Below are 10,239 nucleotides of genomic sequence, written 5' to 3' on the forward strand. Positions count from 1 at the left end.
GCGCGGTTTTGCGCCTTTCAGGGCGGCTTGACAAGAGTGCAGCGGTTTTCCCCCGCTGACCCTACGTCACTTCATCGCAAAGCCTAAAGTAAAGCGCGAATCATGTCTTTTTGCGGGGTGTCGACTCCGCTTTTGCTGGCGTTGAATAGGGCATGACCAAGGTGCCATCGGGTGCCGCCGTATAGGTCGTCTGCGTCGGATAGGCGAACTCGATTCCCTCTTCGGCAAAGCGTTTGGCTATACCCAGCCCGATGGTGTGGCGGGCTTTGAACATCTCGTCGACATCCTCGCTCTGCACATCAAAGACCAATTGGAAGTCGAGCGAGCTGGGGGCGAAGGTGTGAAACCCGCCGCGAATGAATTCAGCCCCCTGCGCTTCGACAATTTCGCGCAGCAAAAGAGGCACGCGTTCTGCGGTTTCGGGGCTGGTATGATAAACTAGACTGATCAGGAAATTGACCCGGCGATAGACCGACTGGGTATTGTTGGTGATCTCCTTCTCAAGCAGCTTGGCATTCGAGATGATCTTTTCCTCACCGGTCAGCGCGCGCAGGCGGGTACTCTTCATCCCGATCCGTTCGACCCGCGCGGTTGTGGTGTCATAAGTGATGGTGTCGCCGCGTTTGAACGGGCGGTCGAAGATGATCGACATCGCCGCGAACAGATCGGAGAAGATACCCTGCGCCGCAAGGCCGATGGCGATACCGCCAACGCCAAGGCCCGCAATCAGACCGGTGACATTGACCCCCAGATTGTCGAGGATGACGATCGCTGCAATCGCGAACACCGCAAAGCTGACCAGCAAGCGAATAAGGACCATCGCGCTTTGCAACGTCTCATGCTCACCGCCACTTTCATTGGCGCGGCGCTCGATAAGGCCGATGACGATTTCGCGCAGCCAGATCGCAACCTGCAGGACAACCGCAATAGTGAAGAGCACGTCGATGGTGCGCGCCAGTTGTACGGGCGCATTGGCATAGCCGTTGACCAGTTCGACCGCGACCATGATGCGGAAGAACTTGCCCGTGCGCGCCAAAGTCCGCGCGATGATTGAGGTCATCGCGGAGCGGTCTTCGCTTTCGCGCGCGATCTTGGCAGCGCGGCCTTTGAGCCAGCTCAGCAACAGATACACCAAAGTCGCGGCAATTACGGCGACGGTCAGTTCGGCAATATTTCCGCGCACCCAGATGGTGACGACCTCTGCATAATGATTGAGGCGTTCGCCGATCGCGGCAACTGGATCGTCGGGAATTTTGGGAAGCGGTGCAGTCATGGCGGCAACCCTAACCGGCCACCCTGTTAACGGCAAGGCCCAGTCAGGTCGTCGGGCTTATCTCTTTTGCCTTCAAGCGCTGCTTACGTATCGGCGTCCACGCCGCTTCGTTACGCCTTCGCGCGAGATATGTGTCCAGACCCAGCTGCATCGCAACCAGCATATACACAAAGGGCTGAAAGGCGATGCCGACGAACAGCGAACCGACCAGATAGATGATCTGCGCATTTTGCAGCGCTGTGGCCAGTGGCGCTACCCAGCCTTCGTCCGGCCGATTGCGTCTCTTGTACATGCGGGCAACGATTTCCATCCGCCACACCCCGCCGACATGGATCAGCAGCCAGATGATCAGGCCGGGAAAACCCTGTTCGCCCAGCATTTCAAAAAAGCTCGAATGGTAGGCGCGGCCCTGGTCGACAATTTCGCGGCGATCGACGGCTCCGGTATCGAAGCCATTTTCATCGACGACGGGCAGGTCATAGCGGATCTTGTTGATGCGATAGGCGTCAAATCCACCGCCAAAGGGATGTTCCTTTACGAACTCCCACGTCCATTTCCACACGGCAATCCGCGTTGATGCGGATTCGTCGGTCTTATAGTCTTTGATCGTTTCCATCCTATCCGAGAAAGCGGATGGGATGAAGGGTATCGCGGCAAGCCCGACAAGAGCGGCGCCGGTCAGATAAAGAAACCGCCGCTTTGTCTGACGGATGAACAGCAGCGCGAGCACAGCGATGCAGACCAGCCCGGTGCGTGCCTGTGTGCCGACTGGGATCAGCAGCGCGGCGAGCGTGAGTGCTGCGGCATAGGTCTTCACCTTCCAGTCGGGTTTGAAGATGGTGCCATGCTGCGCCAGCCAGACTATCAGTGGGATGATGGCGATCGCCACGCAACTGATGATGCTGCCTTCATAAAGCCCGGAATTGTCATTAATCAGCAGCACGAGCGAGCCATAGCCACCTCCGCCAAGCGCAGTCTTTATTCCGCCTGTGACGATCAGTGCCGAAGCACAGAGTACCAGCGTGAGCGCCAGCGCCTCAATGCGGAGCCTTGTTTTTAGAAGCAGCGGCAGGAAGGCAGCAAAAACCAGCGCCTTCCACACCCAGCTCCATTTTTCCTGCGCGGCCAAAGGTTCGACCGCGACGGTGGTGGAGTATCCGCAATAGGCGAGCAGCACGAGTAGCAGTGCCCAGCGTGGCGATACACGCACATCGCGTTTATCATCGCTGACCAGAAAGCCAAGGAACGCCAAAGCGAACAGGATCAGCGAGAGCGGAATCGAATTGAGCAGGAAATAGCTCAACCGCTGCGGCGCGATGATATCGATATAGGCATAGACCAATGTGAACAGAAATGGCCGCTTGAATGCCATCAGCATCAGCAGCCCCAGATAGCCGACGAAAAACAGGTCACGCATCGGTTGGCGCGCCTTTGCGGTTTGCATGTTTGCGTCGTGCAGCGCCAAAGCCCTGCGGTTCGGCATCGGGTTCGGGCGGCGGTTCGCGATCGAGATCCTCGCGCCGGGTGAGCAACCAGAAGGCGAGCAAAAGCAGGCCATGGCTCAGCGCTATCGAGAAATTGTCGATCATCCGGCGTTAGATCCCTGCCTGTTCCGCTGGTGCAGAACATAGCTCGAAATTGAAAAATCAGGAAAAGCATTAGCTTCTTTGGGTTGACGGCGCGTTAAATATATTGCCGCTATGGGGCGACCATGCCTCGCATCCTTCACGTTCTTGACCACAGCCTGCCATTGCACAGCGGCTATACCTTCCGAACACGCGCGATCCTGAAATCGCAGATCGGTGCGGGCTGGGAGGTGCGCGGGCTCACCGGGGTACGCCAATATCAGCATGGCAAGCTGCCCGACGGTGATCTTGAAGAGGCGGAAGGGCTGCAATTTTTTCGCACGCCGCAATCCGTTTCCGGCCCATCTGGATTGCGCGAATGGCGGGAAATCCTGGCGCTGGAGCGGCGCATTATCGAGGTCCATCGTGAATGGCCGTTCGATATCGTCCACGCCCATTCGCCTGCACTCAACGGCCTGGCCGCCGCGCGTGCTGCGGCAAAATTGGGGCTGCCCTTTGTCTATGAAATCCGCGCCTTTTGGGAGGATGCGGCGGTTGGGAATGGCACCGGCACCGAAGGCTCGCTCAAATACCGGCTCACCCGCGCACTCGAAAACCATGTGGTTGCGCGCGCTGACCGGGTGGCCGTTATCTGTGAGGGATTGCGCTCCGATCTGGTTGCGCGGGGTTTCGATGCGGGCAAGATTTTCGTCTCGCCCAACGGTGTCGACATGGAATTATTCGGCAATCCTCCACCGCGCGACGAGGCATTTGCAGTGGAGCTCGGCCTGACGGGCAGGGATGTCATCGGCTATATCGGCAGTTTCTATGACTATGAAGGCATTGACGATCTGATCGCGGCGATGGCGCATCTGAATGGTGCGGCAAAGGACGCCCACCTTTTGCTCGTCGGTGGCGGCCCGATGGAAAAGGCATTGCGCGCGCAGGCAGAAGCTTCACCTGCCGCAGATCGTATCCATTTCGTCGGACGCGTTCCGCATGAAGAGGTCGAGCGTTATTATAGCCTGGTCGATGTCCTCGCTTACCCGCGCAAGCGGATGCGGCTGACGGACCTTGTGACCCCTCTGAAACCTTTGGAGGCGATGGCCCAGGGGCGGCTGGTTGCAGCCTCCGATGTGGGGGGGCACCGCGAACTGATCGAGGATAGCGTTACCGGGGCGTTGTTCCCCGCCGACGATCCAATAGGTACGGCGAGGGCCATCGACTCATTATTTTCGGACAAGTCGATGTGGCCTGCGCGAAAGGCCGATGCGCGCGCTTTTGTCGAGCAAGAACGCAATTGGCAGAAGAACATAATGCGTTACGATCCTGTTTACCATTTCCTGTTAGGCCGTGATAAACAGGGGTAAAGTTGCGGCTGGTCCGTAACACGAAGCCCGACGGAAACAGGGTAGTTATGCAGTCGAAGTTGAAGCTCGATCACCAGACTCAAGCCGTTGCCATGGCAACGGGTGGTGCTGCCATTGCGGCGATTGCTGCAATGTTTGTACCTACGGGAATCTGGGAAACGCTGACCGGTTCGACCGGGGTATCGGAAATGATTCCGGCAACGGCTGCACCGCTTGGCGACACCGCACGGGCGCTGATTTCCTTTACCTTTGGCGCGCTGACCTTTGCCGTGCTGACAGTGATGCTGTTGCGCAAAAATGCGCGGCCGAAACAGTCGGTCATTACACAACCCGAAATTGAAGCCGAAGCAGAGGACGTAGCTGAACCGGTCTGGATTGAGCCGTCTCCCGAAGCCGAATTGGCAGAAGTTGACGGCGACGAAGCAGAAAAAGGTTCGCTGCTGTCCCGATTGCGCGATCGTATTTCGGCCTTCGCTGCTGCGCGACGCAGTGCTGACGGAATTACCGATTTCGAAGATCTTCCCAAATTGCGTTCCGGTGATGCGCATCCCGATGCGCCACCGCGCCGCCCGCTGCTGGCAACGCGCGATCTGGTTGATCCGGCAGAGGCTGAAGAGACTTTGGTTGAACAACTACTCCCGGCGGTCGATGGGGTTGAAGATGTTGTTCCGAACGAGCCCGTTGCCGTGTCGGAAATTGTCGAGACGGAAATTGTCGAGACGGAAAATGTGGTTGAGGCTGTCATTGAGGATGTAGCATCGACCGAAACAGCGGAGCCGGTCGAAGTGGCGGCTCCCGTTTCGTCGCTTGAATCCGACAACTCGGCAGCGTCGCTTGCTGACATGGTTACGCGTCTCGAATCTGCGCTTTCGGAAAGGGATGCCAAATTGGCCCGGCTGGAGGCGCTGGTCGCCAACCGCCCGGTGTCGAATGTGCAGCCAATCCGCGAAGCCAAAGCGGTAGAAGTCGAACCGCAGTCAGCAGAATCTCAGCCAATGCCCGTTGCATCGCGCCCTATGCTCGAAGCCGTCGATCCGGAACCCGCACCGATTAAGGGCGAATCCGAAGAACTCGACGCCGCGTTGCGCTCCGCACTTGAGACGCTGCACCGAATGAACGCCCGCACCCGATAAGGCTCAATCGTCGAGCAACAAGGCTTCGATCGTTAGTAAAATGCTTTGGTCTTCGATCACAGTTTTACACACAGCAATGTCCGCGACAAGCTGACGGCGTAAGGCGAATTCCGTGTCGGGCAATGCCGTGGCGAAGGCCGCCGCGCGCGACCGGCAATTTGCGCCCGAAAGTTTCATTGTCAGCACGACGCGTTCGCCGGAAAAGGTCGCACTGTGCCATGCCTGGGTTTTTCGGCTCAACATCTCTGCTTCGGGTAGCAGCGCGATTAATGCCTTGCCCAGATTGCATGGGGTAACCGAACCATTCATGCCGCTTCCTTCATCTGCAACAGATCCAGATGCCGTACATAGGCGGCCATGAACGCCTCCGCGCGCGTTACCATGGCCGCGCGCAGACAACGGCCATTGCGCATGTCCAATACCAGCCGCGGGTCGCGGGCGACCCTTCGACCGAATGTCGTCGGTGCCATATCGTGCAGCCGAAGGAATCGTTCGATTTTCCGATTGATGTGCATTTGCGTTCCTTTCCATCAGGCACCACCCTTTTCCGGCTGTTCCCACCGACGAATCGATGAGAACGTGACAGGAACATTGCTGGTAGGAAAAATCCTACTTGTCTAGGAAAAATCCTATTGCTAAGGAAGAATGATGGTAAACAGCGATCCGCGTGCCGAACTTGATCGGCTGGTACAGGCGCATGGTGACGATTATTCGTCGCTGTCGCGCCTCATCGGGCGCAACCCCGCCTATATCCAGCAGTATATCAAGCGCGGCTCACCCAAGCATCTGCCCGAGCGGGAACGCAACATCCTCGCGCGCTATTATGGCGTCGCGCCGCAGCTATTGGGTGCACCGGAAGAGGAAGGTGCGAAGCGCGGGGGATTAAAGCTGGTCCCCAAGCTGGCGGTTGGCGCATCGGCGGGGGCAGGGGCGCTGGCCGAGGGAGAGACGCTCGCGGGAAAGGTCGGCTTTGACGAAGCGTGGCTGCGCAAGCTCGGCGTGGAGCCTGCAAATGTCTCGTTAATACGGGTCGAGGGCGATTCAATGCAGCCGGTGCTGAGTGATGGCGATGACATCATGGTCGATAAAGGCGCGGCGCTTAAGCCGCTGCGCGACGGCATCCACGTTATCCGGATTGACGGCGTGCTGATGGTCAAACGACTGGCGCGGGCCCCGGGCGGGCGGCTGTCGGTGCTGTCGGATAATCCCGCTTATCCATCATGGCCTGATCGTGATCCGGTTGAGGTGCAAGTGGTGGGCCGCGTGGTCTGGGTGGGACGGCGGCTTTGAAGGGCTTGCGTTCGCCGCAGCACGCCGCCACATAGTTTGCATGTCGAACGTTACATCTAGCATGAATACGCAGCCGCCCCTAAAAGCGGTCATCATCCCCGTCACCCCGCTGCAGCAGAACTGCACGCTTTTCTGGTGTACCGAAACCAACAAGGGCGCGCTGGTCGATCCGGGCGGCGATCTGCACAAGTTGAAGGATGCGGTGGCGAAGACCGGTGTCGAGCTGGAAAAACTGCTCGTGACCCACGGCCATCTCGACCATTGCGGGCAGACGGGCATGCTGGCGCAGGAACTCGGCCTGAAAATCGAAGGCCCGCATGAGGAGGACCGCTTCTGGATCGCGCAGCTTGACGATGATGGCAAGCGCTGGGGGATGGACGCCAAGACCTTTGAGCCGGATCGCTGGCTGCAGGATGGCGATACCGTGACCGTCGGGAATCTGACGCTCGACGTCATCCACTGCCCGGGGCACACGCCGGGGCATGTCGTGTTCTACCACGGGCCGAGCCGTCTCGCGATTGTCGGCGATGTGCTGTTTCAGGGATCAATCGGCCGCACCGATTTCCCGCGCGGCAATCACCAGAAACTGATCGATTCGATCACCCAGAAACTATGGCCGCTGGGCGATGATGTGACTTTTATTCCGGGACACGGCCCTACCAGCCAGTTCGGCCACGAACGCAAGGTCAACGCTTATGTCTCGGATTATGCTTTGAGTTGAAGGGCATCCCCTCCCGCACGCGAGAGGGGAGAGACGGAGTACTCACCCCAGCTTCGAATACACGCACCACAACGCATAGCCTGCCAGACCGAGCAACGTCAGCATGGTGATAAGCGTGCCGACCATGCGGCCTTTGCCCAGAGTCCCACCGTCCATGCCAAGGCCGTGCGCGAGGCGGCCGAAGATGTAGATGATACCAACATACCAGAGCCAGTTGGCGCTGCCCTGCGTCGCTTCAAGCGCTGCAATTAACACCAGCACGAAAGGCGCGCTTTCGACGAAATTGGCGTGGGCCCGCATGCGGCGGATCAGGAATTCGTCGCCGCCGTCGCCGATCGATACGCCGCCCTTGGTGCGCGCCTGTCCGCAGCGGATCATCAGCCAGATATTGACCAGCGCGGCACCCGCGGCGATTGTCAGCGTGATAGGTAGTGCAAGCATTATATATCCTCCCGTTGTTCGATTGCGGTGCTAACAGCCAAGTCGCACCTTGCAAAGCGCAGAAAAATCGCTAATAGCCGCCGCTCATCCGCAGCACCGGGGTGTTTGAGTGCCGATTCTGGCTTTGCTTGCCAGCGCCGACATTCTTCCTTAAAGCTGCAGAAACATTAGATTTTTTTGAAATGGAACAGGTGCCGAGATGGCTGTCCCCAAGAGAAAAACTTCGCCGTCCAAGCGCGGCATGCGTCGTAGCCATGATTCGCTGAAGGTCGAAGCCTTTCAGGAATGCTCGAACTGCGGTGAACTGAAGCGTCCGCACCATGTGTGCAACGCTTGTGGCCATTATAACGGCCGCGAAATCCTCGCTGTCGCCTAATTTCCGGACAATCGCTCTTCTCCACGGAGGGATGATATCGTGACCACTTCACCGCGTATCGCTATTGACGCGATGGGCGGTGATGAAGGCGTTCGCGTGATGGTCGCGGGCGCCGCATTGGCGCGCCACCGGCATGAAAGCTTCAAATTCCTGCTGGTTGGGGATGAGGTGCAGATCAAGGCTGCGCTCGAAAACCACCCGAATCTGCGGGCCGCTTCCGAAATTCTCCACACTACCGAAGTCGTCACCGGCGATGACAAGCCGAGCCAAGCACTGCGCAAGTCGCGTGGCAGCTCGATGGGGCTGGCGATCAATGCGGTAAAGTCGGGTGATGCTGCCGCTGCAGTCAGTGCGGGCAATACCGGTGCTTTGATGGCGATGGCGAAGGTCGCGCTGCGGACAATGCCGGGGATCGATCGGCCCGCGCTTGCCGCCTTGCTGCCAACGCTTACCGACACCGACGTCGTGATGCTTGATTTGGGCGCCAACACCGAATGCGACGCACGCAACCTCGTGCAGTTCGCGGTGATGGGCGCTGCCTATTCGCGCATCCTCTATAATTGGGAAAAACCGCGCGTCCGCCTGCTCAATATTGGCACCGAAGAAATGAAGGGCACCGATAGTCTGCGCTTCGCCGCCCAGCATCTACGCGACAGCCCCGAACTGCACATGGCGTTTCAGGGCTTTATCGAGGCGGACAAGATCAACCGCGGCGATTGCGATGTGGTCGTCTGCGATGGCTTTTCAGGCAATATCGCGCTGAAATCGATCGAGGGCGCAGCGCGCTTCGTGACCGATCTTTTGCGCCGGGCCTTTACCAGCTCGATCCGTTCGAAATTCGGCTTTCTGGTTTCGCGCCCTGCGACAGAGTTGCTCAAACATCATCTGGATCCGAATAATCACAACGGTGCGGTTTTCCTGGGCCTCAATGGCGTGATCGTCAAAAGCCATGGCAGTGCGAGCATCGAAGGCGTAGCCAACGCTGTGAAGGTTGCAGCCCGGCTGGTCGAGGACGACATCACCAAGCGCATCGCGCAGGATCTGGAACAGATTTCGGCCAAGGAAGTTATTGAGGAATGAGCGGATCCGCGCTTCGCGCCGTCATCAAAGGGACGGGTTCCGCACTGCCTCAGCGTCGTGTTTCAAATGCCGAGCTCGCCGCACAAGTGGATACTTCGGACGAGTGGATAACCGAGCGCACGGGAATCAAATTTCGCCATATTGCCGGACCCGATGAAACCACGGCCACGCTTGGCGCCGAAGCGGCGCGAAACGCGCTTAATGCGGCGGGGATGACCGAGGCCGATATCGACCTTATCATCGTTGCTACGTGCACCCCTGACCAGACTTTCCCTGCAGCAGCCACCAAGGTGCAGCATATATTGGGTCATCATGGCGGTGTTGCCTTTGATGTAGCGGCGGTGTGTTCGGGCTTTCTCTACGGCTTTTCTGTTGCCGAAAGCATGATCCGCGCAGGCTCTGCCAAAAATGCGCTGGTGATCGGTGCGGAAACCATGACTCGGCTGCTCGATTGGGAAGATCGGGGCACCTGCGTGTTGTTTGGCGACGGGGCAGGCGCTGTCGTTCTTTCGGGTGAAGTGGGCGAGCGCGGGGTTCTCGCCACGCAGCTCCATGCCGACGGACGGCATAATGAATTGCTCTATGTCGATGGCGGGCCGTCAACGACGGGCACCGTCGGCAAATTGCGTATGCAGGGTCGTGAGGTGTTTCGCCATGCCGTGACCAATCTCGCCAGCGTGATGCACGAAGTGCTTGAACAGGCCGAACTGGTGCCTGCTGACATTGACTGGGTGGTGCCGCATCAGGCCAATGCGCGCATCATCGATGCGACCGTAAAAAAGCTTGGCCTGCCGGCCGAACGCGTGATTCTGACCGTGGCTGAACATGCCAATACCTCAGCCGCGTCGGTGCCGCTTGCGCTTGACGTTGCCGTACGCGACGGCCGTATCAACGCTGGCGATGTGGTCGTTTTGGAGGCCATGGGCGGTGGATTTACATGGGGCGCGTCGGTCGTTCGCATGTGACCCGTTTTCGGACGGGTAAAAATTC

Annotated in this window: 13 protein-coding genes; 7 read left to right on the forward strand and 6 right to left on the reverse strand. The window is 58.6% G+C overall.

Going from position 1 to position 10,239, the window contains the following annotated elements:
* Positions 1–100: 100 nt before the first annotated feature.
* From DXH95_RS00825 to DXH95_RS00835, 3 genes are read right to left on the reverse strand one after another with little or no spacing between them, the layout of a single operon-like run.
* Positions 101–1,273 (reverse strand): mechanosensitive ion channel family protein, encoded by a 1,173-nt coding sequence (locus DXH95_RS00825; protein ID WP_115547591.1) that lies wholly within the window; start codon positions 1,271–1,273, stop codon positions 101–103.
* Between the two features lie 43 nt (positions 1,274–1,316).
* On the reverse strand, positions 1,317–2,690 hold the full coding sequence (locus tag DXH95_RS00830) for a putative O-glycosylation ligase, exosortase A system-associated (RefSeq protein WP_115549311.1): 1,374 nt from the start codon (positions 2,688–2,690) through the stop codon (positions 1,317–1,319).
* The gene (locus DXH95_RS00835) at positions 2,683–2,862 is read right to left on the reverse strand and encodes a hypothetical protein (protein ID WP_115547592.1); all 180 of its coding nucleotides are present in this window, start codon (positions 2,860–2,862) and stop codon (positions 2,683–2,685) included. The genes DXH95_RS00830 and DXH95_RS00835 overlap by 8 nt, the downstream gene beginning before the upstream one ends.
* A gap of 122 nt (positions 2,863–2,984) precedes the next feature.
* On the opposite strand from DXH95_RS00835, the gene DXH95_RS00840 reads away from it, so the two are divergent.
* Together DXH95_RS00840 and DXH95_RS00845 are read left to right on the forward strand one after the other, a co-directional pair.
* Positions 2,985–4,208 carry a TIGR04063 family PEP-CTERM/XrtA system glycosyltransferase gene (locus tag DXH95_RS00840; protein ID WP_115547593.1) on the forward strand — a complete coding sequence of 408 codons (1,224 nt, stop codon included), beginning with the start codon at positions 2,985–2,987 and terminating at the stop codon, positions 4,206–4,208.
* A gap of 47 nt (positions 4,209–4,255) precedes the next feature.
* The gene (locus DXH95_RS00845; RefSeq protein ID WP_147291658.1) at positions 4,256–5,341 is read left to right on the forward strand and encodes a hypothetical protein; all 1,086 of its coding nucleotides are present in this window, start codon (positions 4,256–4,258) and stop codon (positions 5,339–5,341) included.
* Between the two features lie 3 nt (positions 5,342–5,344).
* Here DXH95_RS00845 and DXH95_RS00850 read toward each other — a convergent pair whose 3' ends face one another.
* Entirely contained in the window at positions 5,345–5,650 is a 306-nt protein-coding gene (locus DXH95_RS00850) for a hypothetical protein (RefSeq protein ID WP_115547595.1), read from the reverse strand.
* Positions 5,647–5,856: a hypothetical protein gene (locus DXH95_RS00855; protein ID WP_115547596.1), complete on the reverse strand. Its 210-nt coding sequence runs from the start codon at positions 5,854–5,856 to the stop codon at positions 5,647–5,649. Before DXH95_RS00855 ends, DXH95_RS00850 begins: the two co-directional genes overlap by 4 nt.
* A 130-nt stretch (positions 5,857–5,986) precedes the next feature.
* On the opposite strand from DXH95_RS00855, the gene DXH95_RS00860 reads away from it, so the two are divergent.
* Positions 5,987–6,631: a S24 family peptidase gene (locus DXH95_RS00860; RefSeq protein ID WP_420822273.1), complete on the forward strand. Its 645-nt coding sequence runs from the start codon at positions 5,987–5,989 to the stop codon at positions 6,629–6,631.
* A gap of 40 nt (positions 6,632–6,671) precedes the next feature.
* Positions 6,672–7,352 (forward strand): MBL fold metallo-hydrolase, encoded by a 681-nt coding sequence (locus tag DXH95_RS00865; RefSeq protein ID WP_181883524.1) that lies wholly within the window; start codon positions 6,672–6,674, stop codon positions 7,350–7,352.
* Between the two features lie 42 nt (positions 7,353–7,394).
* Here DXH95_RS00865 and DXH95_RS00870 read toward each other — a convergent pair whose 3' ends face one another.
* The gene (locus tag DXH95_RS00870; protein ID WP_115547598.1) at positions 7,395–7,793 is read right to left on the reverse strand and encodes an MAPEG family protein; all 399 of its coding nucleotides are present in this window, start codon (positions 7,791–7,793) and stop codon (positions 7,395–7,397) included.
* A 199-nt stretch (positions 7,794–7,992) separates the two neighbouring features.
* Between DXH95_RS00870 and rpmF the strand changes: the two genes are divergently transcribed.
* The 3 genes from rpmF to DXH95_RS00885 are packed head-to-tail and all read left to right on the forward strand — an operon-like array spanning position 7,993 to position 10,214.
* Positions 7,993–8,169 (forward strand): 50S ribosomal protein L32, encoded by a 177-nt coding sequence (gene rpmF, locus DXH95_RS00875; RefSeq protein ID WP_115547599.1) that lies wholly within the window; start codon positions 7,993–7,995, stop codon positions 8,167–8,169.
* A 39-nt stretch (positions 8,170–8,208) separates the two neighbouring features.
* Entirely contained in the window at positions 8,209–9,249 is a 1,041-nt protein-coding gene (plsX, locus tag DXH95_RS00880) for a phosphate acyltransferase PlsX (RefSeq protein WP_115547600.1), read from the forward strand.
* Positions 9,246–10,214 (forward strand): beta-ketoacyl-ACP synthase III, encoded by a 969-nt coding sequence (locus DXH95_RS00885; RefSeq protein ID WP_115547601.1) that lies wholly within the window; start codon positions 9,246–9,248, stop codon positions 10,212–10,214. Before plsX ends, DXH95_RS00885 begins: the two co-directional genes overlap by 4 nt.
* Positions 10,215–10,239 lie beyond the last annotated feature (25 nt).

The organism is Sphingorhabdus pulchriflava, assembly GCF_003367235.1.
Lineage (GTDB): Bacteria > Pseudomonadota > Alphaproteobacteria > Sphingomonadales > Sphingomonadaceae > Sphingorhabdus_B > Sphingorhabdus_B pulchriflava.

Bases quoted from the DNA above. Each gene is read 5' to 3' on its own strand.
- DXH95_RS00860 (WP_420822273.1), top strand. From the start codon at position 5,987: ATGATGGTAAACAGCGATCCGCGTGCCGAACTTGATCGGCTGGTACAG.
- DXH95_RS00825 (WP_115547591.1), bottom strand. From the start codon at position 1,273: ATGACTGCACCGCTTCCCAAAATTCCCGACGATCCAGTTGCCGCGATC.
- DXH95_RS00835 (WP_115547592.1), bottom strand. From the start codon at position 2,862: ATGATCGACAATTTCTCGATAGCGCTGAGCCATGGCCTGCTTTTGCTC.
- DXH95_RS00850 (WP_115547595.1), bottom strand. From the start codon at position 5,650: ATGAATGGTTCGGTTACCCCATGCAATCTGGGCAAGGCATTAATCGCG.
- DXH95_RS00845 (WP_147291658.1), top strand. From the start codon at position 4,256: ATGCAGTCGAAGTTGAAGCTCGATCACCAGACTCAAGCCGTTGCCATG.
- DXH95_RS00870 (WP_115547598.1), bottom strand. From the start codon at position 7,793: ATGCTTGCACTACCTATCACGCTGACAATCGCCGCGGGTGCCGCGCTG.
- DXH95_RS00885 (WP_115547601.1), top strand. From the start codon at position 9,246: ATGAGCGGATCCGCGCTTCGCGCCGTCATCAAAGGGACGGGTTCCGCA.
- rpmF (WP_115547599.1), top strand. From the start codon at position 7,993: ATGGCTGTCCCCAAGAGAAAAACTTCGCCGTCCAAGCGCGGCATGCGT.
- DXH95_RS00840 (WP_115547593.1), top strand. From the start codon at position 2,985: ATGCCTCGCATCCTTCACGTTCTTGACCACAGCCTGCCATTGCACAGC.
- DXH95_RS00830 (WP_115549311.1), bottom strand. From the start codon at position 2,690: ATGCGTGACCTGTTTTTCGTCGGCTATCTGGGGCTGCTGATGCTGATG.
- DXH95_RS00855 (WP_115547596.1), bottom strand. From the start codon at position 5,856: ATGCACATCAATCGGAAAATCGAACGATTCCTTCGGCTGCACGATATG.
- DXH95_RS00865 (WP_181883524.1), top strand. From the start codon at position 6,672: ATGTCGAACGTTACATCTAGCATGAATACGCAGCCGCCCCTAAAAGCG.